General features: G+C 70.3%; 23 protein-coding genes and 2 pseudogenes. 20 read left to right on the top strand and 5 right to left on the bottom strand.

The features are described 5' to 3' along the window. Window positions 1–24 precede the first annotated feature (24 nt). From amrb99_RS12350 to acs, 4 genes are all read right to left on the bottom strand, one after another. Window positions 25–948 carry an alpha/beta hydrolase gene (locus amrb99_RS12350; RefSeq protein WP_190856054.1) on the bottom strand — a complete coding sequence of 308 codons (924 nt, stop codon included), beginning with the start codon at window positions 946–948 and terminating at the stop codon, window positions 25–27. A gap of 8 nt (window positions 949–956) precedes the next feature. Next, window positions 957–1,388 (bottom strand): phage holin family protein, encoded by a 432-nt coding sequence (locus amrb99_RS12355; protein WP_190856055.1) that lies wholly within the window; start codon window positions 1,386–1,388, stop codon window positions 957–959. Between the two features lie 27 nt (window positions 1,389–1,415). Further along, entirely contained in the window at window positions 1,416–2,735 is a 1,320-nt protein-coding gene (gene nhaA, locus amrb99_RS12360) for a Na+/H+ antiporter NhaA (RefSeq protein ID WP_190856056.1), read from the bottom strand. A gap of 211 nt (window positions 2,736–2,946) precedes the next feature. Then, window positions 2,947–4,914 (bottom strand): acetate--CoA ligase, encoded by a 1,968-nt coding sequence (gene acs, locus amrb99_RS12365; RefSeq protein ID WP_241755494.1) that lies wholly within the window; start codon window positions 4,912–4,914, stop codon window positions 2,947–2,949. A 248-nt stretch (window positions 4,915–5,162) separates the two neighbouring features. Between acs and amrb99_RS12370 the strand changes: the two genes are divergently transcribed. From amrb99_RS12370 to amrb99_RS12425, 12 genes and pseudogenes are all read left to right on the top strand, one after another. Next, window positions 5,163–5,954, top strand: coding sequence for an oxidoreductase (locus amrb99_RS12370; RefSeq protein ID WP_190856058.1), 792 nt, complete (start codon window positions 5,163–5,165; stop codon window positions 5,952–5,954). A 106-nt stretch (window positions 5,955–6,060) separates the two neighbouring features. Further along, window positions 6,061–6,681, top strand: coding sequence for a pentapeptide repeat-containing protein (locus amrb99_RS12375; RefSeq protein ID WP_190856059.1), 621 nt, complete (start codon window positions 6,061–6,063; stop codon window positions 6,679–6,681). A 1,000-nt stretch (window positions 6,682–7,681) separates the two neighbouring features. Continuing rightward, window positions 7,682–8,755, top strand: coding sequence for a septum site-determining protein Ssd (ssd, locus tag amrb99_RS12380; protein ID WP_190856060.1), 1,074 nt, complete (start codon window positions 7,682–7,684; stop codon window positions 8,753–8,755). Then, window positions 8,752–9,321, top strand: a pseudogene (locus amrb99_RS12385) (ATPase, T2SS/T4P/T4SS family); the annotation flags it as partial. The gene ssd and the pseudogene amrb99_RS12385, both read left to right, overlap by 4 nt. A 107-nt stretch (window positions 9,322–9,428) precedes the next feature. After that, window positions 9,429–11,324, top strand: a complete 1,896-nt coding sequence (locus amrb99_RS12390; protein WP_190856061.1) for a recombinase family protein — start codon at window positions 9,429–9,431, stop codon at window positions 11,322–11,324. A 2,724-nt stretch (window positions 11,325–14,048) separates the two neighbouring features. Next, window positions 14,049–14,441 (top strand): hypothetical protein, encoded by a 393-nt coding sequence (locus tag amrb99_RS12395; RefSeq protein WP_190856062.1) that lies wholly within the window; start codon window positions 14,049–14,051, stop codon window positions 14,439–14,441. Window positions 14,442–14,939: 498 nt separating this feature from the next. After that, window positions 14,940–15,134, top strand: coding sequence for a hypothetical protein (locus tag amrb99_RS12400; protein ID WP_190856063.1), 195 nt, complete (start codon window positions 14,940–14,942; stop codon window positions 15,132–15,134). A gap of 76 nt (window positions 15,135–15,210) precedes the next feature. Beyond that, complete coding sequence (locus amrb99_RS12405; protein WP_190856064.1) at window positions 15,211–16,059, top strand: hypothetical protein; 849 nt, start codon at window positions 15,211–15,213, stop codon at window positions 16,057–16,059. After that, window positions 16,052–16,465: a hypothetical protein gene (locus amrb99_RS12410; protein ID WP_190856065.1), complete on the top strand. Its 414-nt coding sequence runs from the start codon at window positions 16,052–16,054 to the stop codon at window positions 16,463–16,465. Before amrb99_RS12405 ends, amrb99_RS12410 begins: the two co-directional genes overlap by 8 nt. Before the next feature lie 13 nt (window positions 16,466–16,478). Next, complete coding sequence (locus amrb99_RS12415; RefSeq protein ID WP_190856066.1) at window positions 16,479–16,694, top strand: hypothetical protein; 216 nt, start codon at window positions 16,479–16,481, stop codon at window positions 16,692–16,694. A gap of 306 nt (window positions 16,695–17,000) precedes the next feature. Continuing rightward, a complete protein-coding gene (locus tag amrb99_RS12420) occupies window positions 17,001–17,357 on the top strand; it encodes a hypothetical protein (protein WP_190856067.1) in 357 nt (118 codons plus the stop codon). 1,248 nt (window positions 17,358–18,605) lie between these two features. After that, window positions 18,606–18,887: a hypothetical protein gene (locus amrb99_RS12425; RefSeq protein ID WP_190856068.1), complete on the top strand. Its 282-nt coding sequence runs from the start codon at window positions 18,606–18,608 to the stop codon at window positions 18,885–18,887. 76 nt (window positions 18,888–18,963) lie between these two features. Here the strand turns inward: amrb99_RS12425 and amrb99_RS12430 are convergent, their stop codons facing one another. Continuing rightward, window positions 18,964–19,206, bottom strand: a complete 243-nt coding sequence (locus amrb99_RS12430) for a GntR family transcriptional regulator (RefSeq protein WP_190856069.1) — start codon at window positions 19,204–19,206, stop codon at window positions 18,964–18,966. Between the two features lie 165 nt (window positions 19,207–19,371). Here amrb99_RS12430 and amrb99_RS12435 point away from each other — a divergent pair, with 165 nt between their 5' ends. The 8 genes and pseudogenes from amrb99_RS12435 to amrb99_RS12470 all read left to right on the top strand — a co-directional run bounded on the left by amrb99_RS12435 (window position 19,372) and on the right by amrb99_RS12470 (window position 26,584). After that, window positions 19,372–19,659: a hypothetical protein gene (locus tag amrb99_RS12435; RefSeq protein ID WP_190856070.1), complete on the top strand. Its 288-nt coding sequence runs from the start codon at window positions 19,372–19,374 to the stop codon at window positions 19,657–19,659. Window positions 19,660–19,915: 256 nt separating this feature from the next. Further along, window positions 19,916–20,506: pseudogene (locus amrb99_RS12440) on the top strand (ATPase, T2SS/T4P/T4SS family); the annotation flags it as partial. Then, on the top strand, window positions 20,503–21,213 hold the full coding sequence (locus tag amrb99_RS12445; protein ID WP_190856071.1) for a type II secretion system F family protein: 711 nt from the start codon (window positions 20,503–20,505) through the stop codon (window positions 21,211–21,213). The pseudogene amrb99_RS12440 and the gene amrb99_RS12445, both read left to right, overlap by 4 nt. Before the next feature lie 1,479 nt (window positions 21,214–22,692). Then, a complete protein-coding gene (locus tag amrb99_RS12450; RefSeq protein WP_190856072.1) occupies window positions 22,693–23,502 on the top strand; it encodes a type II secretion system F family protein in 810 nt (269 codons plus the stop codon). A gap of 123 nt (window positions 23,503–23,625) precedes the next feature. Beyond that, complete coding sequence (locus tag amrb99_RS12455; RefSeq protein WP_190856140.1) at window positions 23,626–23,805, top strand: DUF4244 domain-containing protein; 180 nt, start codon at window positions 23,626–23,628, stop codon at window positions 23,803–23,805. Between the two features lie 23 nt (window positions 23,806–23,828). After that, window positions 23,829–24,182 (top strand): TadE family type IV pilus minor pilin, encoded by a 354-nt coding sequence (locus amrb99_RS12460; protein WP_190856073.1) that lies wholly within the window; start codon window positions 23,829–23,831, stop codon window positions 24,180–24,182. A 509-nt stretch (window positions 24,183–24,691) separates the two neighbouring features. Further along, window positions 24,692–25,084, top strand: a complete 393-nt coding sequence (locus amrb99_RS12465; RefSeq protein ID WP_347256651.1) for an Rv3654c family TadE-like protein — start codon at window positions 24,692–24,694, stop codon at window positions 25,082–25,084. Window positions 25,085–25,345: 261 nt separating this feature from the next. After that, window positions 25,346–26,584, top strand: coding sequence for a hypothetical protein (locus amrb99_RS12470; RefSeq protein WP_190856075.1), 1,239 nt, complete (start codon window positions 25,346–25,348; stop codon window positions 26,582–26,584). Window positions 26,585–26,636: the final 52 nt, after the last annotated feature.

Below are 26,636 nucleotides of genomic sequence, written 5' to 3' on the forward strand. Positions count from 1 at the left end.
CCGCGTCGGCTTTCGGGCCCTGCGTCAGCTTTCGGGCTCAGGGTCGGAGAGCCACCCGAGGAGCTGCGCGTCGAACGCGCGCGGACGCTCCTGGTGGGGGAAGTGCCCCGCCCCTTCGATGAGCTTCCACCGGTACGGCGCCGCCACGTACCGTCCCGACCCCTGGGCGCTGGACGGGAGCGTGCACGTGTCGAGGGCGCCGTGCAACTGGAGGGTGGGCGCGTTGATGGGAGCGCGCATACGGTGCGCGTAGCGGATGCCGTCCGGACGGGCCTGCGACCTGATCAGCCAGCGGTGGTACTCCAGCGCGCAGTGCGCCGTCCCCGGGATCTGCACCGCCTTCCGCACGAAACGCTCCGTCCGCTCGTCCGGCCATCCCGGCGCGGACCAGTCGCGCAGCAGCCGCCCCGCCAGTTCCCCGTCGTCGCGGACGAGCCGCCGCTCGGGCCACATCGGCAGCTGGAAGCCGAACGTGTGGCGCGTCGCCCAGCCCTGCCCGCGCGGGTCGCCCAGCACGGACTGCCGCAGCCGCAGCGGATGCGGCGCCCCCACCACGGCCAGCCGCTGGACGATCTTCGGGTGGTAGACGGCCGTCGTCCACGCCAGCAGCCCGCCCCAGTCGTGCCCGCACACGACCGCGTTCGCCTCGCCGAGCGCGCGCACGAGCCCCGCGGCGTCCCCCGCCAGCGTGATCAGGTCGTAGCCGCGCGGCGGCTTGTCGCTGCCGCCGTACCCGCGCAGGTCCACCGCGACCGCCCGGTACCCGGCGTTGGCCAGCGACACCAGCTGGTGGTGCCACGACCACCAGAACTGCGGGAAGCCGTGCAGCAGCAGGACCAGCGGCCCCTCGCCGGCCTCGGCGACGTGGAACCGCGTCCCGCCGGCGCTGACGGCGCGGTGCGTCCACGGCCCGTCGACCTCGACCAGGGACACGTCGTGCCCGGACATGGCAGGGGTCAGTCCGTCAGGGCGGGCGTGTCCGAGTCGCCGCGGTGCCGCAGCGCCGCGAAGTCGTCCTTGAGCGTCTTCCGCGTCCGCTTCGCCCCGTCGATCTTGCGGATGCGCAGGTAGCCGAAGCCGATCAGGCCGATCGCGAGCACCAGGTAGATGCCGGACACGACCAGGAACGCGGCCCAGTGGTAGAGCCCGGCGGCGACCAGCCCGTACGCCAGCGCGATCGACAGCAGGATGACGATCAGCCCGCCGATCAGCGCGGCGATGGTGAACATCACGCTGCCGTAGGCGGCCTTCTTGGCGTCCGCCTTCAGCTCCAGCTTGGCCAGGTCGATCTCCGCCCTGACCAGCGCGGAGACATTGGTGGACGCCAGCGCGACGAGCTCGCCGAGGGACTTGTCCTCAACGCTCTCGCCGGGCAGTGCCTCGGACATGGCGCTCCTCTCCTTCAAGGTCGGCCGTCACTCCGCCGGGCGCGGGCGCGCCCTCCTCCGGAAGACGACGGCGGCGGCCGCCGAGGCGATGATGCTCGCGATCAGGACCGCAGTCGTCACTCTCTCGAATCGGGACGGGTCGGTATAGGCCAAACCGCCGATCAGCAGGGAAACGGTGAATCCCACCCCGGCGAGCATCGCGACTCCCGCGATCTCCCGCCAGCGCAGGTCCGCCCCGAGCGTCGCCAGGCCGACCCGTACGGCCGTCCAGGCGCCGCCGAGGACCCCCACGAACTTACCGATCACCAGGCCGGAGATCACACCGAGGGCCACCCGATCGCCCAGAACGGCCGCGAGCGCGGACCCGCTGAGCGCCACGCCCGCCGACAGGAACGCGAACACCGGCACGCAGAAGCCCGCCGACAGCGGCCGCAGGACGTGGTCGGCCCGCTCCGCGTTCGTGGGCCGGCCATCGGGCGTCTCCTTGACGCCGGTCAGCATCCCCAGGGCGACACCCGCGACGGTCGCGTGGATGCCGCTGCGCTGTACGCAGTACCAGGCGAGCACCGCGATCGGCAGGTACAGCCACGGCGACCTTATGTTCCTGCGCTGTAGGAGCCCGTAGGCGGCTATGAGGACGACGCCCGCGCCGAGCCACGTCCAGTGCAGTGTCTCCGTGTAGAAGAGCGCGATGATGGTGATGGCGATCAGGTCGTCCACCACGGCGAGCGTCAGCAGGAACGCGCGCAGCGGCGCCGGGCACGACGAGAACGTCACCGCGAGCACGGCCAGCGCGAACGCGATGTCGGTGGCCGTCGGGACCGCCCAGCCGCGCAGCGCCCCGGGCTCCCCCGCGCTCACCGCGACGAAGATCAGCGCGGGCATCGCCACGCCGGCCACTGCCGCGATCACCGGCAGCGCCGCGTCGCGCGGGTCGCGCAGCTCCCCGTGCGCCAGCTCCTCGCGCAGTTCGAGGCCCGCGACGAAGAAGAACACCGCGAGCAGCCCGCCGGACGCCCAGTGCTGCACGTCCATGTGCTCCAGCCCCAGCCAGTGCGGGCTCAGCTCGTGGCTCTGCAGGCTCTTGTAGGCATCGGCCCACGGGGTGTTCGCCCAGACCAGCGCGGCCACGGTGGCGAGCAGCATGACGATGCCGCCGACCGTCTCGGTGCGCAGCGCGGCGGCCACCTGCCCGCCGTACCGGACCGTCGGACGGAACGGCCACACATGGGCGATACGGCGCTTCTCGGGCGTGGTGGTCGGGCGCGGCACGTGGATACCCCCAGGGATGGCGACGGTCCGGACGCGGAGCCCCGCCCGCACACCGACGCGAGAGGGGGCGTCCATCGCCGACCAGACTTCCCGGCACACCTGATCACCAGGCTACCCGTCCGACCAGCGCACCCGGCCCTGCGGAAGGGCGACGGCCCGTGCCGGAGCGCCGTTCCACGCTCCGCCACGGGCCGTCCCCGGGCCGTTCCACCGGTTCCGCCGAAGCAAGGACGACCGGCCGTCGCCTCCCGCCCCGCTGGGGGCTCCGCTCCGCTCCGGGCGCCGGTCAGTCCTCGGTCTTGGCGCTCGGCAGCTTCTCGGAGATCAGGTCCATCACCGTGCTGTCGGCGAGCGTCGAGACGTCGCCGATGCTGCGGTTCTCCGCCACGTCCCGCAGCAGCCGCCGCATGATCTTGCCGGACCGGGTCTTCGGCAGCTCCGGCACCATCATGATCTGCCGCGGCTTGGCGATCGGGCCGAGCGTCTTGGCGACGTGGTCGCGCAGCTCCTTGAGGAACTCCTCGCCCTCGACCTCCTCGCCGGCGCTGCCGCGCGGGATCACGAACGACACGATCGCCTGCCCGGTCACCGGGTCCGTCGCGCCGACGACCGCGGCCTCCGCCACCTTCGGATGCGACACCAGCGCCGACTCCACCTCCGTGGTGGAGATGTTGTGCCCGGACACCAGCATCACGTCGTCGACGCGGCCGAGCAGCCAGATGTCGCCGTCCTCGTCCTTCTTCGCGCCGTCACCGGCGAAGTACTTGCCCTCGAAGCGCGACCAGTACGTCTTGACGTACCGCTCGTCGTCGCCCCAGATCGTCCGCAGCATGCCCGGCCACGGCTCGGTGAGCACCAGGAACCCGCCGCCGCCGTTCGGCACCGGCTCGCCCCGGTCGTCCACCACCTCGGCGGAGACGCCCGGCAGCGGGCGCATCGCCGCGCCCGGCTTGCCCGCCGTCACGCCCGGCAGCGGGCTGATCATGATGCCGCCGGTCTCGGTCTGCCACCACGTGTCGACCACCGGCGTCCGGCCCGCGCCGATGTTCTCCCGGTACCAGACGTACGCCTCCGGGTTGATGGGCTCGCCCACCGACCCCAGCACGCGCAGCGACGACAGGTCGTACTGCGCCGGGATGTCGTCGCCCCACTTCATGAACGTGCGGATCGCCGTCGGCGCCGTGTAGAAGATCGACACCTTGTACTTCTGGATGACGTCCCACCAGCGGCCCTTGTTGGGCGTGTCCGGCGTCCCCTCGTACATCACACTGGTCGCGCCGTTGGCGAGCGGCCCGTACACGATGTAGGAGTGGCCCGTCACCCAGCCGATGTCGGCCGAGCACCAGTAGACGTCCGTCTCCGGCTTCAGGTCGAACACCGCGTTGTGGGTGTAGGACACGTGCGTCAGGTATCCGCCCGTGGTGTGCAGGATGCCCTTCGGCTTCCCCGTCGTGCCGGACGTGTACAGGATGAACAGCGGGTGCTCCGCGTCCATGGGCTCGGCGGTGTGCTGGTCGCTCTGCCGCTCCACCAGGTCCTGCCACCAGACGTCGCGCTCGTTCTCGGCGACCTCCTCGCCGGTGCGGCGGACCACCAGGACGTGCTCGATCGTCGGGGTCTGCGCGACCGCCTCGTCCACGGTCGGCTTCAGCGCGGACGGCTTGCCGCGCCGGTACCCGCCGTCGGCGGTGATGACGAGCTTGGCCTGCGCGTCGTCGATGCGGGTGCGCAGCGCCTCGGAGGAGAAGCCGCCGAACACCACCGAGTGGGTGGCGCCGATCCGCGCGCACGCGAGCATCGAGATCGGCAGCTCCGGGATCATCGGCAGGTAGATCGCCACCCGGTCGCCCTTGCGGACGCCCAGCTCCAGCAGCGCGTTCGCGGTCTTGTTCACCTCGCGCTGCAGGTCGGCGTAGGTGAGGGTGCGGGTGTCCCCGGGCTCGCCCTCCCAGTGGTAGGCGATCTTCGCGCCCAGGCCGGCCTCGACGTGGCGGTCGACGCAGTTGTAGGCGGCGTTCAGCTCACCGCCCACGAACCACTTGGCGAACGGCGGGTTGCTCCAGTCCAGGATCTCGTCCCAGCGCTTGGACCAGGTCAGCCGGTCGGCCTGCTCCGCCCAGTAGCCCAGGCGGTCGGCGGCGGCCTCGTCGTACGCCTCGGCCTTGACGTTCGCCGCTGCGGCGAGCTCGGCGGGCGGGGGGAAGCTCCGCGTCTCCTGCAGAAGGTTCGACAGTGTCTCTTGGCTCTGGCTCAACGCGTACTCACTCCTTGCTAGCTGAACGGGGGTCGCCCGGTATCCCCACTTCACCAGGAAGGTCCCGCCCCCACAAGGCCGCATTCCCGAGTGTCGAGGAAGAGCGCGACCGGCGCTCACGGCTCCGGATGGTGCTGTGATGCCCGACACACCTTGCCTTCCCAGTGCCGCGGCGCGGGAACCGCCTCGGTTCTACGCGCGCGCAGGGGGTTGCGCGAGCGGCACCGGCGACCGCATAGGGTCGGGCCGTGACCGATGCCCTTGTTCAGATAGCGAACCTGCCCGGCGTCGCGGAGGCCGTCGCCGACGCGCGCTCCGCCGTGGACCGGCTGCTCGGCCACCGCATCCTGCGGCGCCGCAGCGCCGAGGTGTCCACGGAGTCGGCGCTGCGCGGCGCGCGCGCGTCCGCCGTGCTGGAAGGCGCCTCGGTCACCCTTGAGGACCTGCGCACCACGGAGAACCCCACGGACCCGGTCGTCCAGGGGGCGCTGCGGGTGTCGGCGGAACTCGGCACGCTCACCGAGACGTGGCGGCAGGCGCCCCGCCAGGTCCTCGCGCGGCTGCACGTGCTGGCCGCGGCGGACGCCGTCGACAGCGCCGACCTCGGACGTCCCCGCGCCGGCGACCAGCCGGTGAAGGACGTCCTCGGGCTGGGCGACCCGCCGTCCCCGGCGGAGGTGGCGGCGCGCCTGGACGCGCTCAGCGGGCTCCTCACCCAGCCCACCAAGGCGCCCGCGCTCGTGGTCGCCGCCATTGTGCACGGCGAGCTGCTGACGCTGCGGCCCTTCGGCTGGGGCGACGGCATCATCGCCCGCGCCGCGCAGCGCATCACGCTCGTCGCCCGCGGCCTCGACCCGAAATCCTTGGTCGCGCCAGAGGTCGGCCATGCCGAACTCGCCGACGACTATGCCGAAGCCCTCCGCGCCTATGCGTCGGGGACGTCGGAGGGTGTCGCGCGGTGGCTCGTGCACTGCTCGGCGGCGGTCGCCGCGGCCGCCCGCGACTCGCAGGCCATCTGCGAAGCCTTCATGCGCGGCTGATCGCACCGGCTCTCGCCGCTGTTCCGCTGTGGCGGCTGTTCCCCCCGGGGCCGCCGTTTCGTGGGTGGCCCGCTGTTCCGTCGGTGGGGAGGTCCATGCTGTCCCCATGGCCGAACGGAAGGACGGGCGCGCGGCGGCGCCCACCGAGACCACCATCGCGTCCGCCGACTGGGACTCGCGCGACCTGACCGGTGAGCGGCACGAGCGCGTCCTGTTCGTGGACGTCGACATGACGGAGGCGGCGGGCACCGGCGCGGTGTTCACCGAGTGCACCTTCCGCGGCGTCCGGTTCAACGCGTCCACGCACACCGACGCGGCGTTCCTGAACTGCACGTTCGTCCGCTGCGGCTTCTTCGACGCGACCTTCGCCGGCTGCAAGGTCGTCGGCGGGATGTTCGACGGCTGCACGCACGACCTGATGAAGGTGACCGGCGGGGACTGGTCGTTCACCGGGCTGCCCGGCGCCGACCTGCGGCGCGCGTCGTTCACCGACGTCCGGCTGCGCGAGGCGGACCTCACCGGCGCGCGGTGCGCCGGCGCCACGCTTCGCGGGCTGGACCTGTCGGGCGCCTGGCTGCACCAGGCCGATCTCTCGCGCTGCGACCTGCGCGGGAGCGACATCTCGTCGATCGATCCGCACACCGTCGAGCTGAAGGGGGCGGTGATCGACCCGTACCAGGCGGTGGTGCTCGCGACGGCCCTCGGCCTGGACGTGCGGGGCGACTGACGTCCTACGCGGCGGCTCGGGCGGCGCGTTCGACGGCTCCGGCGGCTCCGGCGGCTTCGGCGGAGTGCGGTGTCGGACACAGCGAACGGCGCTCGCCAGGGAGCGCCGTCGCCGATCACGTCACACCGGGTTACCAAGCGTGCACCTCACTATCGCCGGATCGGGTCAAGCCCGTCTCGGCGCGCCTCCCGCGGCTGGTCGCGCGTGGGTGCCCGGCTGCCGTGCCCGGACGCGTGGTCCGTAGATCCTGTCTACGCCTCATCTGCCCAGTTGACAAGCCCCTTTTCGGAAGTCCGAGCGGCCCGTGACCCCCGCCCGCCGCGGCGGCCGGTCCGCCTTCTTCCGCCGATAAGGGGCGAAACGCGCAATTTCGGGCTATCCGCAACCAAGGGTCCGCCCGCCAAAGCGATCACGCAGTGTGACCGTTTCTTTTTGGTCGCCGATCGGGTGCTCGGCCGGAAAAATCTTTGGTTCTCCGGTACGCTCCGACTTCCGTCCCGTTGCACTCCGTATGGGTGGGGACGACCCCAGTGGTCCCCGTTCCGCCACCCGGCACGGGGACCAAGAGGGGGGCGGCATCGACAGATGGGGATAAACACCCGCCCTACGGGCGACTTTGCGACTCGACGGAACTGGCGGCGGTCGGGCAGCATATGTTGTATCTGCTTAGACTGGGAGACAACGAGTTTGCCTCCCCTATAGACCGGCCTTGCTAACGGCTCCGCCGATCTCACGAGACTTTCCTGGGAAAACGGACCGGCTCTACCCCCCCGGAGCCGGACCGTTAGGCGACCCCCGCTCTCCCCCCCGGCGGGGGTCGCCCAAACATGCGGCGGGCGGACGGTGGCGTGTCCAGATCCTCCACGCCACCGTCCGCCCGCCGCCTCGTTCTCCCGGCCCCGCCCGAGGGCCGCGGAGAGTTATCCACAATTCACGGAACGCTTCCGCCCGCCCGGCACGGCGCCGCACGCTGGAGTCCTCTGAACGCACAGGAGGACCGATGAACATCGCGGCACTGATCGTCACCGCCGACCCCGCCACCGCCGACGCCCTGCTCCGCCTCGCCGCGGCCGCCGACGCGCACGCCGAGGTCGCCGCCACCGCCGACGCCCGCGCCGCCTGGGCCTGGCCCGCGCTCGTCCTGGTCGGCGCCGACGCCGCCGGGGACGTCGCGTCCGCCGGCCTGCCCCGCCGCGGCGGCGTCGTCCTGGTCGCCGGCGCCGCCACGCCCGAGACCTACCAGGCGGCCGTCCGCATCGGCGCGCAGGACGTGGCCGTGCTGCCCGACCACGAGCAATGGCTGATCGACGCGTTCGCCGCCGCGAGCGAACCCGACGCCGGCCGCGCCACCACCCTGTGCGTCGTCGGCTCCCGCGGCGGCGTGGGCGCCAGCGTCCTTTCCGCCGCCCTCGGCCTCGCCGCCGCCGGCAGCGGACTGCGCACCCTCCTCGTGGACGCCGACCCCCTCGGCGGCGGCGCCGACCTCATGCTCGGCCTGGAAGGCCACGAAGGCGCCCGCTGGCCCGACCTCGCCGAACGGCACGGCCGGCTGAACGCCGCCACCCTCCGCGACACCCTCCCGTCCACCGGCGACCTGTCCGTGCTGTCGTGGCGGCGCGGCGCGTCCGTCCCGGTCGCCGACGCGGCGGTGCTGTCCCTGCTCGACGCCGCCTCCCGCGGCTTCGACCTGGTGATCGCCGACGTGCCCCGCTTCCCCGGCGACATCGGCCGCGCCGCGCTGCGCGCCGCCGACGTCACCTTCCTGCTCGTCCCGGCCGAGGTCCGCGCCACCGTCGCCGCCGACGGCCTCGCCGCCGCCCTGCGCCGCGACACCGCCGACCTCCGCCTGATCGTGCAGGGCCCGTCCCCCGGCGGCCTGACGCCGGGCGCCGTCACGCAGGCGCTCGGCCTCCCCGTCGCCGGGGTCTACGAGCGCGACCGCCGCCTCCCCGCCGCGATCGAGGAGGGCGACCTCGCCCGCGCCTGCCGCCGCGGCCCCCTCTCCGACTTCTGCGCCCGCCTCCTCGCCGACCTGGCCCTGCAGCCCTACGCCCACCGCGAGGAGGCGGCATGACCAGGCTCTCGTCCGCCGTCCGCGACCGCCTCGCCGACGCCGGCGGCGAGGCCACCGCGGGACGCGTCGCGGCGGCGCTCCGCGCCGAGGACAGGCTGCTCGGCGACCGCGAGGTCCTCGCGCTCACCGACGAACTGCGCGCCGAGTTCGTCGGCGCGGGCCCCCTCGAACCGCTGCTCCGAGCACCCGAGGTCACGGACGTCCTGGTGAACGGCCCCGGCGAGGTGTGGATCGACGCCGGCGACGGGCTCGTCCGCACCGGCGTCCGGTTCCCGGACGAGGCCGCCGTGCGCCGCCTGGCCCAGCGCCTCACCGCCGCCGCGGGCCGCCGCCTCGACGACGCGGCCCCGTACGCCGACGCGCGGCTCCCCGGCGGCATCCGGCTGCACGCCGTCCTCCCGCCGGTCGCCGCGAACGGCACCTGCGTCTCCCTCCGCCTCCCTCGCCGGCGCGCCTTCACCCTCGGCGAGCTCGTGGCGACCGGCACCGTCCCGCCCGAAGGCGCCGCCCTGCTCTCCGCCCTCATCGAGACCCGCGCCGCGTTCCTCATCAGCGGAGGCGCAGGTCTCGCCTAAGGAACCCCAGCCACGAACACCCGGGCGCGCTGCGGCACAGAACCATCCCAGCGGCCCGCCTAGCTGGGGAGACAGCCATGTCCGTTACCGCCTATCGCATGGTGAAGCTCGGCGCAGGACGCCGTATCCATCTGACCAACGCTGAGCCACAAGACTTGAACGCGCGCACGCTGTGCGGCGGCATGGCGGGTGCCGCGATCCCCGGGGACGTCGTGATGACCACGTGCGGTCACTGCGCTGTCTCGGCGGGGGCAGAGAAGGGGGCCGCCGTCTCGCAGCCCCCCGCGCTGCCCGCGAAGCCCGAAACCCGCGCGGTACCGGCTGAGCCGTCCCCTAACCCGGACGCCGTGAGGATCGCGGCAGACGACGCCATACGGGCCGCCCGGACGACGGGCGAACGTGTGGTGATCTACGTCCGCTTGTCGCGCGAGACGGAAGAGTCAACGTCCGTCGAAAGGCAGGAGGCGCTGTGCCGCGCGTTCGCCACCTTCAAGGGGTGGGACGTGGTGGCCGTCCTGTCCGATGTGGACGTGTCCGGGGCTAAGCCGCTGGCCGACCGCGAAGACGGCGCGAAGCTACTGGCGATGATCAGCGGCCGGAAGGTTGATCACGTCATCGCGTGGAAGCTAGACCGCTTCGCGCGCAACGCCCGTGAGTTCCTCCTGCTCAAGGATCTGGTCAAGGCTCACCGCGTCGGGTTGTGGACTGAAGACGGCATGGTGAACCCCACCACGCTTGACCTGGTGGCCCCGATGCTGGCCGTGTTCGCCGAGTGGGAGCGCGAGCAGATCAGAGCGCGCGTGATCTCCTCCCACGCGTCCCTCCGCAGCCTCGGGCGGTGGCACGGGGGCGCGGCCCCGTACGGGTACGTGATCGTCAAGCGCGACGGCGGCAAGTACCTCGCGGAAGACCCGGAAACGGCTGAACGCGTTCGGGGGTGGGTCAAGCGGGTCATAGAGGGGACGCGCGTTGGCACCCTGGTTGCCGAGTTAAACGCGGACGGTGTGCTGTCTCCCTCTGACTACGCCCGCGTCGTGAAGGGGCGCGAAGCGCGGGGCGTGAAGTGGTCGGACACGGCGCTTCGTGACCTGCTCGTCTCCCCGACCCTCACCGGGACTCTGATGCACGACCCCCGTTCTCAGGAGGAGAAGACAGACGCGCGTGGCCGCCGGACGTCGCCTGGACGTAAGGCGATGCGCCCGATGCTGGACGCGGAAGGCAACGTGGTGAAGGTGGGGCCGCCGCTGATCACTGATGCCGAGCACCACGCCGTGCGGGCCGCGATCGAGGGGCGCACCCGTCGCCACAACACGCGGCAGACGGACCATGAGCTGTTGCACGTCGCACGGTGTGGTGTCTGCGGCGGCCCGCTGTACTTCAACGCTTGCAAGAGCCGTCCGGACGCGAGCATGTACAAGTGCAAGCGGGGGTGTGGAGTCACGGTCACCGCTAAGTACCTCTCGCCGTTCGTCCGCGAGCAGGTCATGGCCGTGCTGGGGGACGTGCCGATGATGCGGCGGGGAGTTGAGGTCGCGGACGTGTCGGCGGAAATTCATGCGACAGAGACGGCGCTTGCCAACCTCGCGGAGCAGGCTGCCGGGTTCGGCGCTGATTCAGCGTTCGGGAAGCGGCTGCAAACCCAGGTGCCCGCACTCGAAGCGAAGCTTGCGAGGCTGCAAGCTCAGCAGGCGCGGGCCGGTAGTGCTGAGTGGGAGCCCACGGGGGAGACGTTCGCGGACGTGTTCGCGCGTCGGGACGAAGCGGGCCGCTGTGCCCTGTACCACGAGTACGGCGTCACGGTCGCAGTCGCTCCCGCGAAGGTGAAGAACGCGCGCCGGTTCGATGACACCCGTTGCACCGTCTCAATCAGCGGGCCGGAATGGTCATGGGTCATCACCGGGCCGGACGACGGTCCGGACGCCGTTGACGAGATGGACGCTGCCCGTGACTCGCTCACGGCTGAGGAGATGGCCGAAGCGATGGACGCTGCCTGACCTCCCCGCGAACCTGCCCCCGGGCGTGCCAGCAATGGCCCCGGGGGCTTTCGCGTGTCCGGGGTTCCGTCTACCAGGACCGGACTTGTGCAGCGCTGCACAAAGACGAGGGTTGATCTGCGGGTTTCGTGTGTGCATCATGATCGTCCCCCATTCAAACCAGGCGGGACCGGGCAGAAACGGCCCTGGCCCTGGCCCCTGAGTCAACCTCTGACCAGGAGGGACCCGACCCATGCCCGACCAACGAACCCGGCTGCTTTCAGGCTTTACCGAGAGCGGATTTACCCGCGTATGGATCAACACGGTTCGCGTCGGGAGCAGAGTGCATGTAGCCACAGCCGTTCTCAGGTCGGACGGAACGCGGCGCGAGACAAGGCGTGCCTACGCGTCATGGGATGCGGCCCGCAAAGCTGCTGACGCGCTTGCCCGCAACATGCTCGCCCAAGGGTTCGTGTGGGGTCACAATCCGCCGAGATCCCCGCGCGGGACGGCCGCCCCGGCGCGTGCGGACCGTCGCCCGAAGTGCGCCGGGTGCAACAGGGCGCACCGTCGTTTGAACCGCAAGGGGTACTGCCCGCGCTGTGCCAGCGACCGCCGCTCCGTCCCCACCGTGTCCGGGGGAGCCCCGGGGTTGGGTAGGCGCGCGTGAGCCTGCCGCTCAGTGTCCATGGCGCGGGACCCCGCCGCGTGTCGCGGTCGCGGTGGCTCTCGCCGTGACGGGCAATGTACGCGGCGACCCGTCCGGCGCTGGACGTCCGGACGGCGCTGAGATGGCGTGAGCGCCGCCCCGTCGCCGTCCGCGACTGCAAGCCCGTCCCCGTCCGGCACGGCCACCACGGGGACGCCTACGGTCCCGGGCCGCCCGTGCGTCGCGCCCTCCGTCGCCCCGGATGAGAGTCCGCCGCTTGGGAACGGCTGAGAGCCCCACTAGCGGGATAGCGGAACGTCCCCGGTAATCCACTAAGGTCCGGGGGCGTTCGCGCGTCTACGGGGTTTGTGGGGCCGCTGAGGGCTACGCGTCGCGGATGATCTGCTCGACTTCCGAAGCGGGGTGGTAGTGGCGTGCATAAGTGCCTTGCGTGAGGCACTTTCGCATGGCGCGTAAGTCGCCTCACGCACCATGCGGAACCGCCCCGGCCCTCCCGGGCGCATCGCGCCGCGAAGTGCGTGGGGGCGTGCGACTGGTGGACGACTCGCGGGCTTGTGCCGGGCCGTCTCGGGGGCAGGCTGCCGAGCGACCAGGGGGCGACTGTCCGCCGTCCCCCGTGCGGCCCCCTGGTGGCCCCGTGCGGCCCCCTGCGGCTCCGTGAGGCGACGGGACGGGGAAGCCTGCCGGGACTCCGCACGGCCACGCCCCGGGACGCTCGGGGCTCTCTCACGGCCGGGGGCCGCAGGGGTGCCCCGGGAGGGACGGGGCGACGGCGGGAGACGGCTTCCGGCCCGTGCCGACACGCGGGGGAGCCTGCCGACCGGGCCGGGGGCGGTGTACGTCTCCGGGATCACGTACGCACGGCGTCCAGTCGGCACGGCCGGGCCGGTCCCGGCCGTTCGCGGTAGGGACGTCTGGCCGTCCGCGAACCTCCCCCGCCGTCCGGCATGACGGCGCATGACGGCGCGGTTGATCGGTCCGGCCGAATGCAGCGTGTTGACCTGGGCTAATGACGGTATGACGTTTCTGATGAAAATCTAGGTTTCTAATAAGAAAAGCTAAAGGGAAACAGGATTTTGGGTCCAACTCGTCATAGCGTCATACGGCCCGTTGAGCAGCGCTGCACAAGCGGCGGGGGCGGCGGAAGGGTTCCGCAGGATCCCCGCGAACACCCGGGCGGCGGCGGCACAGAACACCCACACCGGCAACTCATCACCTCGGGAGGTCAACGTGTCCCCTATCCCGTGCGCAACCTGCAACCGTCCTTTCACGCCTAAGGGCAACCGTGCGCGTTACTGCGGTCTCGGGTGCCGCCGGACGGCGTACCGGCCGACTCACCGCGCGAATGCGGCCCGTTCCCGCGCGCGCGTCGCGGTAATGAACTGAATTTCTCGGCGGTTTCGCGAACTATTGCGGTGTGGCGGCACATAACTTAGGTATGACGGTAGCCCCGTCATACCGCAGCGACGCCGAACCGTTGAATGCTGCGCACACAAACCACCTTTGCCCGGGGTTATCGGGCTAGGGGCGGTTCCCTGGTTTACCGCGATTCGGCGCGCGGTCGACCTGGGGGCCGCCCCTTTTTCGTTTCCCGTACGAGAGTACTTCCCGCGCGGCACGTCATCCCGTTGCATCCCATTAGCGAATCCGGGACCACGACCGGCGGCGGACAATGCTTGGTACGGAAGCCGAAAGCCGTAAGACCTTGACCGGTGCCCGACCGCTTAGACGGGGGCCATCCCCGGCAGGCTGGTGGACGGGGATTCACGCCGCGCGTGTTGTTCTTCCGCGCTACTCACATTCTTCCCTCGCCCCGTGCGGGGGTTGTGCAGCTTACCCATGCTGCCCTTTCCATGAATCGTCTCCGCCCGGGTGACACTCTCCCCGGGCGGGGGCGGTTCGGCTTTCGTCACGCACTTTCCCGCGACTCAGCGAGTCCGCTACCCGCCTGCAACCGGGTGGCGTAGGGCATCCCGCCGGAGATGTAATCCGTCCCACGACATGCCCCGGGCCTGTCCGCGAGTTGCAGCGCGGACGGGTGCCGGGGCTTTTCTGTTTCTAAGGTTGATCTTGAAATGAACCGGCCGACACATGCCGAACTGTCCACGCTTTCCGCGACGGACAAGAAAAACCTAGTGACCCGCTGGATAGCGGACGACATCATTACCGCGTATGGCGGGACGCTGCGCTACGCCCGAGGTACGGGCGTGGGGTTCTGGCGTACGGACGGGCCGCTTGCGGACGCGCTTTCCGGCGGCCCAGACATTGACGCTGAGATCGTCCGCCGCGTAAATCCGCTACAGGATGAGTACCGGGCCGCGACCGGTCACGCGATTCCGTGGAACATCCAGGCGCATAACGCCGTGAAAAGCCTTCTCCGAGATGACCGGCGGGTGTGGCATCAGGGCGGACGCCGGGAGATCACCGCGTATTACAAAATCGCGAAGACAGCGGCCCGAGATCAGTAAACACGAATTGTTACGGTCAGGCGCCGGCCCGTGGCTATTAGTTACCAATTCATGAGAGCGACAAATGCTGTTCTGCACTGACCCGGCCGACCGCAAGGGGGCGGCTGTGAACTCCGATGAATGGAACGACGATGACGACTAGCGCAACGCCGTTGGACATGCCGCGAATGACGCCGTGGTGGCCGTGCCGCGTGTCCGGCTCTAAAGCCGACACGTACGCAATCAAGGGCTATTCGGGGCTGTTCTTCGCGGACGGCCGCCGGTACGTCCCGCATTCGGGGCGTAAGTCGTGAGCCGCCGCGAACTGCCCATGCCGCATCTGGGCTACGTGTGGCCTTCTATCGGGGAGCTGCGCCGTTGGGCGAGCGTCCGCTACACGCACACTCTGAGCGCTGAGGATCTCCGAGAAACCCGCGCGGCATGGCGACGGGAGATCGAAGCGGCCGGGTATGTGCTCGCTTGGATCGACCCGGCGACCGGCGAGATTGCGAACCGCACATGACCGCGAATACCCCGGACCTGGACAGTGTGCTTTCAGCCGCGATTGTTGAGGGCCGGATTGGTCCCGGGGAGCATCCGACCGGCGGTGTGCCGGTCCGGCCGAAGTCCTATTACGCGGATGAACGGCCCGCGTATGCCTGGAATCAAGACATGGTGTCCTTTCGCGCGCTTGACGACGCGGACGCCGAATGAGACTTGCCCGGGGAAGTGTGGCGGGTGCGCTTCCCCGGGCTCACACCCGTAATGCCCGCGAAAGAGGAGAGACGCAATGGAACTGTTGACCGGAAACCAGCGTAGCGACGGCCTTAGGGTTCGTACTCCGTTCGGCATGGTACCGGACGACATCACGCCGGAATGGGTAGAGGCGCGGGCCACGCTGGAAACGGCTATTGACGCGCTGATCGAGTACGACGACGAACACGATGACCTGCTTTCCGAGCGTTGGCGCGCCGTCGCGGAGGACAAGGAACGCGTCTATGTCGCCGCGATTCAGAACGGCACTAAGCCCCCCACCCGTCCTAAGGGCGGGTACGTCGCGGATGCCGAGGACAAGCGGCCCGCGATTGTCGGAGAGTGGTTCCGGCTGATGCGGGAGAAGGAAAAGGTGGACGCCCGCGCATGGGAGGTGTTCGTTAAGGTCGCGCCGGTCGCCATTCCGGGTGCGCAGGAAGCGATCAGTTCGGCCGCTGACGCCTATCTGGAGGCCGAAAAGGCGTTTCACACGGCGCGTGACGCGTTCATTGCAGCCTTCTCATACCGGCGGGACCTGGAACAGTACGCGCAGGGTACGGACACACAAACGGGCGTGCTTGGCCTACCGAATGAAGTCATTCAAGACGGCGCGGGGCGGGGGTACACGTCGGCCGCTGTGATTGTGCGGAACGCGGCCCGTTGGATGGACGAGCACTACGGCTCAGCGGATTCACGGGGCCGTCTTCCGGCAATGCGACGGGTGCGTGGTACGGAGCGGGACGCGGCTGAACGGGATGTTGCGCATAACATTGCGCTCATGCTGGAACGCTCGGCGGTTATCGAATACGTGGACGGGTTGCCGCCGGAATCGCGTCTTGTCCGGAACAACTCGGCGCGTATGGGGGAGGCTGCCGACAATGAGTGACGACCTTTTCAGGGTTCCGGCCCGGGGAATCAATCACCGTAGCGAAATTCGGAACCGGACGGCCGCACGCAACGCGGAGATTGACGCGCTGATTGAGTCGGGTGCTTCTGATGAGGACGTGGCCGCGCGCATTCGGAAAGCCGTCACCGCACAAGAGGCGGATAACGCAGCCTTTGATGCGTCGCTGGCGGCCCTTACCGTGAACCTGGTCAACGGTTCGGGTGCGCCGCGTATGGAAGTAGTGGAGTCCCTTCTAGGGACTCCACAGGGTGACGATTACGCGGGTGCCTATGGGTTCGATCTTGGGGACTTCTCTCGTGATCAGCTCATGGTGATGCGCCAAAATGGTCTGAGTTGGCAGCAGATTGCCGCTCGAACCGCGTCGCGGAAGCGTCGGACAAACTGAAAAGGAATTCGGGATGAGTGAACAGGAAATCACAACCGCGCGTGAGAAGCTCGCACAGGCGTTGCTTGACGCTGGCGTGAGTCCGGGGGATGCCGCTAAGCGTGTGGCCGCGATTGACGCGCAATGGACGGATGCGACCGACTATGACGCGCGTATCCAGGAACTACGGGGCGCGGGCATGTCGTTCGGGGAGATCGCCCGGACGCTTTCTCAGGCGGATCGGAAGTGACCGCCCTGGAGTCCCCCGCGAACGGCGAGGAATCCCCGGGGCCGTTTCGGGCCGGGCAGACGGTGATTTTCGAGCACAAACACCGGCCATGGGTAGTGGGGTACGCCCGGTCAATCACTCAGGAGGAAGCCGACCGATTCAACGCGGAGTACGCCGCGCGGAAGGCTGAGAACGGCTGAGACGGCATGAGGCGGGCTGGGGGTTATCGGATATCAGCCCCCGCCCGTTCCTGGCGGGAGAAAGGCGCTCAGCCCCGTATGGACATGACCGCCGGGCGGACCGGCGGCCGGTTGAAAGGAAAGACACATGGCACGTGCGAACATCGCGGATGTGCGGATCGGCCCGAATGCTGCGGAGCCTGCCGGTACCGCGCTGACTGTCGCGGACGGCGGACAGTTCCCGATTGCAGGTGACGGTTCGGAGATTCTCCGACTCACCGCGTCGGCTGCCGCGACTGTGACCGTTCCGTCTGTATGCACGGCTGACGGGTCCGAGAATCTTTTCACGCGGAAGGTCACCCTTGCCGCTGGCGAAACCCGGTATGTCCGCCTGGACGGTAGTTTCGTTCAGCGTGACGGAATGGCACGTGTGAACGTGAGCGCGGCGGGGGTTACCGCGCTGGTTCTGCGCCCCGCGTTTGTGGACATCGGTTATGCGGCTTGATTGAACCCGGGGGTACTCGCGTAGGGGTACCCCCGGGCCGTTCGGCTGATTGAGTCGAAATGAGAGCCGTGAGGAGGGCATAGAGAGCATGGGCACATGGCGAAGCGCCCCTATGCCGCGAGGCTGGGCGAGGATTCGCGCGGCGGTCCTGCGACGGGATCGGGGCGAATGCCAGGCGCGGACGCGGAAATGCACGGGACGCGCTACTGAGGTTGACCACATTGGGGACCCGAACGACCACCGGCTAAGCATGCTGCAAAGCGTGTGCCATCCCTGCCACCAGGTTCTAGGCGGGCAGCGTTCCGCCGCGAAGCGGAAAGCGAAGGGGAACTCCCGCATGCGCCCCCGCGAACAGCACCCGGGCATGCTGCCAGATGCTTAGCGCTGTAGCGGCGTACGCGGCTTGAAAGAGCCCCCCTGGGGGCTGGGCTAGGGGTAACTCGGGTACGGCGCTTAGGGGCCGAATGGGGGCCGCCTAGCCCTACCCCCGCCTGCCCGGGTGCGTGCCGATTGGGCTAAGCGGAATGGGCTGGACTCTCCCCGCGAGGTGGCAGAGCTGCACGGCGCACGGTGCGTCCGGCCGACCGGCGGACAGGACGGCCCGTGCGCGGCCCCCACTGGCCCCCTGCCGCCCCGGGGCGGCCGGGGCGTCTCTGGGCAACGGTCAATCGTGTTCGTCGCTTAGCGAGCGAATGAGCAACGTTCAATGTCATTGGACATTCACTGCTCTAACTGAGGGTGACCAGACCCGGGGGTTGGCCCGGCTTCTATAGGGGTTACCGAACGCGTGGGGTTAGCACCAGAGCGTTTGTACGGGTTTACAGGTCGCCACGATAGACAGAGAGTTACCATCGCCCGTTGACGCCCTTTCCGGTTCGACTGGAAAGGATGCCATTACCTTTCCCGTCGCTTGTCATTTCTGGTGTCACCGGTTGACGTGACGGTGTAATCACTAAGCCCCGGGTGCCTAGCGCTTTACGCGCCGGGCAGCCCGGGGTTTTACGTGTTTACGAGGGTTGTGCAGCGCTGCACAAGTCGCGGGGCTCCCGTGTTGACAACTCGCGGGGGTCTGTAAGGCAACTTGCACACCCCCGCGTAAGTGCCTCACGCGACACCGTTTCCGCCGTTCTCTGCCGGGTTGACGCGGGGGATTTCGGGTGCTCTTATGGCTGACACAAGATGGCCCCGAAACCGTGTTGCAGCACGGTCCGGGGCCTAGGGGATCAACCTGTCTGGAGGCTTCACCCCATGGCCAGTGAGTTTAGCGTGTCCGCGTTCAATGGTGACAACTCGGCGGACTATGGCATTCCGTCGCAAGTGACTGACGCGGCAAAGGTTGACGTTCTCGCGGAAATCGCGAGTGACCTTCTTGCCGCGATGGTCAATGACGGACGGATGTCGCGGGCGGAAGAACGCGAGTGGCGGGCGCAGATTGACGCGGTGGTGTTGGACCGGCCGGAACTGATCGAGCCGGGCGGAACGGTCATCCGTGAGGCGGAAGACATCACGTTCGCGGCTTCCCGCGACTAGCAGGCACACAGAAGCCCCCGGGTTCCGTCCCGGGGGCTTCTGTAATGTCTGCGGGTTGTGCAGCGCTGCGCAATGGCTAGGTGTTGTCTGCTGGGGGCTTGGCAAGGAACGTCCCGCGTCCCCGTGTGGTCACCACAAGTCCGCGCTGTGACAACTCGCGTAGCGCGTCGGAAACGGTCGTGTGACTGACGCCGTATTCATCCGCGAGCGTGCGAACGCTGGGCAGTCGGCGGACCCATTCCCCGGCCGCGATTCTGCCCGCGAGATGATCGGCCACTTGCCGCCATAGCGGCTCGGGGCCGTCAAGGTCGATCAGCACGGTTCCACACTACGGACAGCCCGAACCCGCCTTACGGTCTGACCAGTGCTTACACCGCTGACAGTGCTGACAGTGCGGACTATGGTGAGGGGCTGGAAACGAAGCGACCCGCCCGACGCTCGGAACGCCGGACGGGTCTAGCGAGGCTCGCGAAGGGAGCCCCACATGGCCAACAAGACTACGGGCGGGGAAGTGTCCGCGCGGTGGTACGAACCGGCCCAAAGCGAGGATGGCGGGCACTGGTCCGCGACCCTGCGTGTGCCGCTACTTCCGTCCGAGACGGCCGGGCTCGAATCCCAGGTGTTCGGCCCTACGCGGGAGTTCTGCGTGGCTGAGACGGAACGTGCGGACATCCTGTGGTACCGCTACCCGTCGCGGGGCGGGGATGACGCGCGTTGCCGTGCCCGCCTTGCATGGCTGCGGTCCGGTGGCAAGGAAGGCGCGGCGCTGTGAGCGCGGGCGCGGTGGTGACGCTAGCGATGTGGGGGACGGTCGCGGCGGCGACCGGGTTCCTAGTGGCGGGTGTGCTGGCACTGGCCGTTGACCGGCGGCCCCGGCGGTACCACGGGCGGCATCGCGCGATGTGGTGACCGTCCCGCGTAGGGCACGCGAGCGGCCCCCGTTCCCTGTTTCGGGCGCGGGGGCCGTCCCGCGTCTGAGCCCGTGCGTGTTACGGTGCGGTTCTTGGGTTCCTTTGGTGAAACCGGCGGGAACCGGGACCGGCAAGACCACGCTGCTCAGCAGTTTGCTCTCCTTGGCCGACCCAGGGGAGCGGCTCCTGCTGGTCGAGGACTCCGCCGAGCTGCGCCCGACGCACCCCCACGTCGTCCGCCTGGAAGCCCGCCCGCCCAACGTGGAGGGCGCGGGCGGCGTCACGCTGAACGACCTCGTTCGCCAAGCCCTCCGCTTGCGCCCGGACCGCCTGGTGGTCGGCGAGGTCAGAGGTGCCGAGGTCGCGGACCTGCTCCAGGCGTTGAACACCGGCCACGAGGGCGGCTGCGGCACATTGCACGCCAACACCGCCGCCGACGTCCCGGCCCGGTTGGAGGCGCTGGCGTGCGCCGCCGGCCTCTCCCGCGAAGCGGTCCACAGCCAGCTCGCCGCCGCGCTCGACATCGTCGTCCACCTGGTCCGCGAACCCGGCGGCGGCCGTCGCCGCGTCGCCGAGGTCTGCCTGCTGCGCCGCGCCGCCGACGGCCTGGTCGGCGTCCTGCCCGCCGTCACGTTCACCGCCGCCGGCCAGACGATCGCCGCTGCGGGTGCCGACGCCCTGGCGGCCCGGCTGGGGTGGACGCCATGACCGCCGCGACCGGGCTCGCCGTCCTCTTCTCCGCCGCGTCCGCCTGGCTGCTGCTCGGCCCGTCCCCCGCCGGCCTGCGCCTCGCGCGCATCGCCGACCCGGCCCCCGCACCCCTGGCCCCAGCCCTCCGCACCCGCATCGAAGTGCTCAGGGAACGCCGGACCCGGCCCGCCCGTCGCCGCACCTCGATCATCGAGCTGTGCGACGGGATGGCCGCCGAACTGGCCGCCGGCCGCACCCCCGAAGAGGCGTTCACGCTGTCCGCTGCCGTCCTCGACCCGCACGTGGCCGCGGAACTCCTCACCCCCGGCCGCCCGCCCCCGTCGATCCCCGACCACCTGGCCGGACTGGCCCGCGAGCCCGGCGCCGAGGGCCTGCGCCTCCTCGCGGCCTGCTGGCGCATCGGCACCGAACGCGGCGGCACCCTCGCCACCGTCCTGGACGGCCTGGCCGCCGCACTCCGCGACGAAGAAGCCCAACGCCAGGACGTCTCGGTCCAGCTGGCCGGCCCCCGCGCGACGGCCCGCCTCCTCGCCGCGCTCCCGCTCCTGGGCGTCGGCATGGCCGCCGCACTGGGCGCCCATCCCCTCACCTTCCTCTGCGGCTCCCTCCCCGGCCTCGCCTGCCTGTTCACGGGCCTCGCCTTCAACGCGACCGGCCTCTACTGGACCCGCCACCTCGCCAGAACCGCCGAGTCACCCACCTGACCCACACCTGACCAACAACGCAGCAACCCGCCCCCGCCACCATTCCAACGCCACCGCGACACCCTCAGACGCACCAAAGGCCCGCGCCAACGCACCAGCGTCACACTCCGTGAGGCCGAGCCACGACCGCCGAACCATTCACCCGACAACCAGCAACACCGTCTAGAACGCCCCGACGCAGCCGACAACCCAACCCCGCCTCGATGCCCCAGATCCCAGGCGCACAAAAAGGCCTGGCAACGCCGACAGAAGCAGCGACGCGCCCTATACGAGGCTGGCCATGCCCACGCCTTACTCACCCTCCTCCAGTAACGGCACCCCTCAGCCGCACAGCAAGCGACGTCGCAAGCACTGCGACAACGCCTCGGTGCCCCCCCGACTGACACATCGAAGGAGCTAGGCGGTGCAGATGAAGCAGCAAACCGCCCCGTGAGGCCGTCCCACCCCGCCGCGCTCACCCTCACAAGCCCCGATACCGCACCGGCCGGCCGCTCAACAACCTCGCCAGCATGACGACGACGCTCGGTGGCCCACGCCTACAAGCGCATCGACGGAGCCCGGCAGTGCAGATGAAGTAGCAAACCGCCTCGGTGGTGTCGGCCCACACCCGCCGCGTCGCTCACGCTCACCAGCCCTGACAGCGGCGCCGCTCAACGATGCGACCTCGCCAGTGTGGCGACGACGCTCGGTGGCCCACATCCACAAGTGCATCCAAGGAGCCTGGCAGTGCAGATGAAGTAGGAAATCGCTTCGTGGGGGTCGGCCCACCACCGCCGTGTCGCTCACGCTCACCAGCCCTGACAGCGGCGCCGCTCAACGATGCGACCTCGCCAGTGTGGCGACGACGCTCGGTGGCCGGCGCCCGGGAGGGCATCGAAGGAGCGCGGCGGTGCAGATGAAGCAGCGACGCTTCTGATGATGCCGTCCCGCACCGCTGCGTCGCTCACCATGACCAAATCCACTAGCAGCACCAGCCAGCCCAGCGCCCGGCCCCGCACCGGGTAGGGCCGCGCCCCACGTGCGGCGAAGGAGCAGCGACGCGTCCGATGAGGTTGAGCGTGGCCGCCGTGCCGCTCACTGACAAGGACGAGACGAACCGCACTCACACCCAGGACGCTGCCACCGCGAGTGGGCGACGGGCCGCGCCGCTGGCAGCTCGCTAAGGACCGAGATGCAGGTGGCGCCCCGCGCCGGGGAGGGCGACGACGCTTCGGTGCTCCAGGTTCGGCGGACGAACAGCGACTCGCCGCCTCAGCGGCTGCCGCAGCAGTGCTGGGACGGGTCGTTTCAGCACGTCGGGCCGCAGCCGCCGCAGACCCGACAAGGCGGCTTCGGAACATCGGACCGCAGCCGCCGCAGACCCGACAAGGCGGCTTCGGAACGTCGGGCGACAACCGCGTGGACCCGACAGGGGCAGCCAGGCGCATCGCGCGAAGGCGGCTCGGGCGGCGAGCTGAGGGCATGAGAAACGGAGGAACGATGGTGACGTTCATGGTGATGCTCTGCGCGGCGGCGTCGGGCTTCCTTCTCCCACAGGGAGCGAACGCGGCCGGACGTCGACTCGGTGGGCAGTTCGACCAGGCGCCGCCGAGGCCGCGAACACGCGACCCGGACGTCTCAGATTTCACCCGAGCGCGGCATGCGGAGAACGGGGACGCCAAGGAGCGTGCCGAAAGCGGGCGGCGCGAGGCGACGTTGCGGCGGGCTGCGTGCTTGGCGGCCGGTGTCCTGTGCTGGGTGGCCTTCGGTGGGCTGATGGGTGGAGCGCTCGGCGTCGTCGTTGCCGCAGCCGTCCGGTACTCCTTCGGGCGGCTAGGAAGTGCCGACCGGCGACGACGGCAGTCCCGACTCATCGCGGACCTTCCGGTCGCCGTGGACCTCCTTGCCGCGTGCCTGCGCGGCGGTGCCCCCTGGCACGACGCCGTCGAGGCCGTCGCGGACGCGGTCAGCGGCCCCCTTGGTGCGGAACTGCGCGGTGTGGCCGTCCAGATCCGTCTCGGCGCCGACCCCGTGGACGCATGGCTCGCGCTCACTGAGGAGCCGGTCCTGGCGCCCTTGGCTCGCACCGCCGTTCGGGCCGTCTCCAGCGGCGCGGCCTTGGCGCCGTCCCTCGGACGCCTCGCGCGGGATCAGCGGCGCGTGGCGCGCACGGCGGCGGCCGCGCGCGCCCGCGCCGCGGGCGTGCGGGCGCTCGCACCGCTGGGGCTGTGCTTCCTGCCCGCGTTCGTCCTGCTCGGAGTGGTGCCGGCGATCGCCGGAATCGCCTCGACCATCCTCCTGCCGTGGTGACCGCGTCGAGTTATCCACAGAACGCGGTTCACCTGGTGACCGGATCCGCCGCACCCGAGCCTGGGATCAGACGCGATCGGGCGTCCCCAAGGAGAACAAGGAGGCCCCATGCGGGCGAAACAGATGGTGGTGCGGAGATGGCGACGCCTTTCCGGAGACCGAGGAATGTCCACCGCCGAATACGCCGTCGGCACCATCGCCGCCGCGGCGTTCGCGACCCTGCTCTTCAAGATCGTCACGAGTCCGGAGGTCCACACCATGCTCACCGGGATCATCAAGAAGGCCCTGCAGATGGCCGGGTAGGCCGTGGTGCCCGTGACCGGGGCATGGTGACGGCCGAGATCGCGCTGGCACTGCCCAGCCTGGTGCTCGTCACCGCCATCGCGCTCTGGGGCGTGGCGGTCGCGTCGGCCCAGCTCACCTGTATCGACGCCGCGCGGACCGGTGCACGGGCGGCGGCACGCGGCGAGTCTCTCGCCGCAGTGCGGGAGCTGGTGGTCAAGGCGGTCCCACCGCACGCCACGGTGACGGTCCACCGCGACGCCGCGACCGTCGAGGTCGACGTCTCCGCGCCGGTCGAACCCCCCGCCGCTACCGGCCTGCCGCCCCTGACCGTCCACGCCCATGTCGCCGCCGCCACAGAACCAGGTGCCGCAACCGACCCCACCCCCGCGACATGACCACCCCGCGCCCCCAGGCATGGCACGGCGCAACGTGTCGAGTCGGGACGTCGTGTCGAGTCGGGACGTCGTGTTGGGCCGGGACGTCGTGTTGGGCCGGGACGTCGTGTTGGGCCGGGACGTCGTGTCGGGCCGGCCGTCGTGTCGGGCCGGCCGTCGTGTCGGGCTGGCCCTCGTGTCGAGTCGGCCGTCGTGTCGAGCCCGAACATCGTGTCGAGTCGGCCGCTGTGTCGAGTTGGGATGTCGTGCTGATTCGGCCGCCGTGTCAGCTAGGAGGCGTGCCTAGGCGGACTCGCGTGCCGAGGTGGAACTGGGCGCCCACGACGGGACCGGGGGCGCGGTGAATCGGTGGGCCTTAGCGGAATTCGGCGTCACGGCGTGGCGAGGCGACGGCCGGGTGCTGCGGCAGGCGTAAAGGGGGCCTGGAGGAAGGGGGCGAGGAGAAGGCGGCGAGGAGAAGGGGGGTTGGTGGTGTTCTGGTGGGGCCTGGTTCTGGAAGGGGGTGGGGTGTGAGGTGCGGGCGGCGGGTTTGGGGGAGGTGGGGGTGTGATCGGGGGGCGGGGACTGTCTGGGTGGTGGCGTTCATGGTCGTTATCTGGGTCGGTGGTGTGGCGGCCGTCGGGGTCGGCGGGGTGCGGGCGGCGCGGCATCGGGGGGACACGGCGGCGGACCTCGCCGCGCTGGCCGGTGCGGCGCGGGCGGCGGACGGGGCGGCGGACGCGTGCGGGAGGGCGCGCGAGGTCGCGGCGAGGTCCGGGGCGCGGCTGGCGCGGTGCCGGGTCCGCGGCGAGGTCGTCGATGTCGAGGTGACGGTGGCGCTGCGAGTGCCGCTCGGGGGCGGTGCCGTCCGCGTCCGTTCGAGGGCCCGGGCTGGCCCCGTGGGGTCAGAGGGCGTAACCTGACCCGGCGCGACTCGTTGCACTGAGTGTCAATAGGGAGGTGCGTGAGGTGGACCCGGTATCCGCGACCTCTTTGTCATCTTCCTGTGATTTTTCCTACCGTCCGGTACGTTACGCTGCCCTGAGCCCATAGTCATCACTCGGCACAGTGCGCCCCGCGAGCGTCGTCCTCGGCGGGTGGAGATGCAGAACGCTGTCGAAGGGATTGAGGCCGTGACCATCATTCGCAGGATCGGTGCAGTCGCGCTCGCGGCTCCCCTTGCGATGAGCATCCCGGTTCTCGGGGCGTTGCCCGCGAACGCCGCGACGACGGCGGTGATCAGCCCCGCGAACGGCGCCGTCATCACCAGCGGGACGAGCGTCACCGTGAAGGCGCACTACGACTTCGCGCTGAAGATGCAGCTGCGCGTCGACGGTCCCGGGATCGGCGACACGTTCCTCAAGGAGAGCAGCTGGGCCGGCGACCTGTCGGCCCCGCTCGAGCTGCGCCGCAACGGCAAGTACAAGGCCTACCTCAAGGGCTCGATCACCAACCAGGTCTACGACTCCAACACCTTCACCGTGCGGATCGCGCCCGCCGCGCCGACCGGCGTCTCCGCGAGCGTGTCCGGCGGCAAGGTCGTGGTGAAGTGGAACCGCGGCTATGAGGACGACCTGCTCGGCTACTCCCTGTCGGGGTCTGGGGTCGGCTCGAAGTCGGGGTCGATGGGCTCGCTCTGCTCCGGGACGAGCTGCTCCGCCAGGCTGTCGCTGACGCGGTCGAGCGGGACGGTCTCCGTGGGCGTGCGGGCCCGGCGGTCGACCGGGACGGGCGGCTCGCTGTTCTCGTCCCCCACGACGGCCAGTGCCGTGGCGGGCGGCGCCACCGGGAGCCTGCCGACCGGTTCCGCGCCGTCGCTGCCGACCGGGACCACCGGACCGAGCACGTCCACCCCGCTGACGCCGTTCAACAACGAGTCGCCGGTCACGCTGCCGTCCGTCCAGCCCGACGGTGCGACGCCCGGCCTCACCTACCCCGCGCCGCAGATCGCGACGGACGCGCCGAAGGCCGTGAACGTCGCGGCGACCGACCGGCTGCAGTGGGGCAAGAGCGTCGGGATCGCGCTGGTCCTGCTGATCGTCGCGGCCCACCTCGGCACGTGGACGCGGCGGCTGCGCGTCGCCCAGGCCGGATCGAACAGCCTCGGGACGGCCGCGCGGATCGCGCGCGGCGGGACCGGGCGCAAGCGCGTCAAGAGCGCCCGCGAGCGGATCGCCCGCGCCGAGGCCATCGCCAAGACGGGGTCCGTGAAGGCGGTCGCGGGTGCCCGCGCCGGTGACACGAGGGTCCTCGGCGGAGCGTCGGCGGCCAAGGCGTCGAAGGCGAAGCCGAAGAGCAGGGCCGCGCGGCGTCCCGCGGCGCTGGGCAAGTCGGGCGGCGTGGACGTCCAGATCGCCAGGCCGTCCTCCGGGAAGGCCCCGGGCAAGCGCCGTTCCTCCGGCCGCGGACGTCGCCGCAAGTAGCTCCTCTCGCCCCATCGACCGGCCACGACGCGGGTGGGCGGCGGGCGTCGCA

The organism is Actinomadura sp. RB99, assembly GCF_014706005.1.
In the GTDB taxonomy this organism is placed as follows: domain Bacteria; phylum Actinomycetota; class Actinomycetes; order Streptosporangiales; family Streptosporangiaceae; genus Spirillospora.

Excerpts from the sequence above, each read along its gene's own strand:
- amrb99_RS12350 (WP_190856054.1), bottom strand. The coding sequence starts at position 948 with ATGTCCGGGCACGACGTGTCCCTGGTCGAGGTCGACGGGCCGTGGACG.
- amrb99_RS12355 (WP_190856055.1), bottom strand. The coding sequence starts at position 1,388 with ATGTCCGAGGCACTGCCCGGCGAGAGCGTTGAGGACAAGTCCCTCGGC.
- nhaA (WP_190856056.1), bottom strand. The coding sequence starts at position 2,735 with ATGGACGCCCCCTCTCGCGTCGGTGTGCGGGCGGGGCTCCGCGTCCGG.
- amrb99_RS12375 (WP_190856059.1), top strand. The coding sequence starts at position 6,061 with ATGGCCGAACGGAAGGACGGGCGCGCGGCGGCGCCCACCGAGACCACC.
- ssd (WP_190856060.1), top strand. The coding sequence starts at position 7,682 with ATGAACATCGCGGCACTGATCGTCACCGCCGACCCCGCCACCGCCGAC.
- amrb99_RS12390 (WP_190856061.1), top strand. The coding sequence starts at position 9,429 with ATGGTGAAGCTCGGCGCAGGACGCCGTATCCATCTGACCAACGCTGAG.
- amrb99_RS12395 (WP_190856062.1), top strand. The coding sequence starts at position 14,049 with ATGAACCGGCCGACACATGCCGAACTGTCCACGCTTTCCGCGACGGAC.
- amrb99_RS12400 (WP_190856063.1), top strand. The coding sequence starts at position 14,940 with ATGACCGCGAATACCCCGGACCTGGACAGTGTGCTTTCAGCCGCGATT.
- amrb99_RS12405 (WP_190856064.1), top strand. The coding sequence starts at position 15,211 with ATGGAACTGTTGACCGGAAACCAGCGTAGCGACGGCCTTAGGGTTCGT.
- amrb99_RS12410 (WP_190856065.1), top strand. The coding sequence starts at position 16,052 with ATGAGTGACGACCTTTTCAGGGTTCCGGCCCGGGGAATCAATCACCGT.
- amrb99_RS12415 (WP_190856066.1), top strand. The coding sequence starts at position 16,479 with ATGAGTGAACAGGAAATCACAACCGCGCGTGAGAAGCTCGCACAGGCG.
- amrb99_RS12420 (WP_190856067.1), top strand. The coding sequence starts at position 17,001 with ATGGCACGTGCGAACATCGCGGATGTGCGGATCGGCCCGAATGCTGCG.
- amrb99_RS12425 (WP_190856068.1), top strand. The coding sequence starts at position 18,606 with ATGGCCAGTGAGTTTAGCGTGTCCGCGTTCAATGGTGACAACTCGGCG.
- amrb99_RS12435 (WP_190856070.1), top strand. The coding sequence starts at position 19,372 with ATGGCCAACAAGACTACGGGCGGGGAAGTGTCCGCGCGGTGGTACGAA.
- amrb99_RS12445 (WP_190856071.1), top strand. The coding sequence starts at position 20,503 with ATGACCGCCGCGACCGGGCTCGCCGTCCTCTTCTCCGCCGCGTCCGCC.
- amrb99_RS12450 (WP_190856072.1), top strand. The coding sequence starts at position 22,693 with ATGGTGACGTTCATGGTGATGCTCTGCGCGGCGGCGTCGGGCTTCCTT.
- amrb99_RS12455 (WP_190856140.1), top strand. The coding sequence starts at position 23,626 with ATGGTGGTGCGGAGATGGCGACGCCTTTCCGGAGACCGAGGAATGTCC.
- amrb99_RS12460 (WP_190856073.1), top strand. The coding sequence starts at position 23,829 with ATGGTGACGGCCGAGATCGCGCTGGCACTGCCCAGCCTGGTGCTCGTC.
- amrb99_RS12470 (WP_190856075.1), top strand. The coding sequence starts at position 25,346 with ATGAGCATCCCGGTTCTCGGGGCGTTGCCCGCGAACGCCGCGACGACG.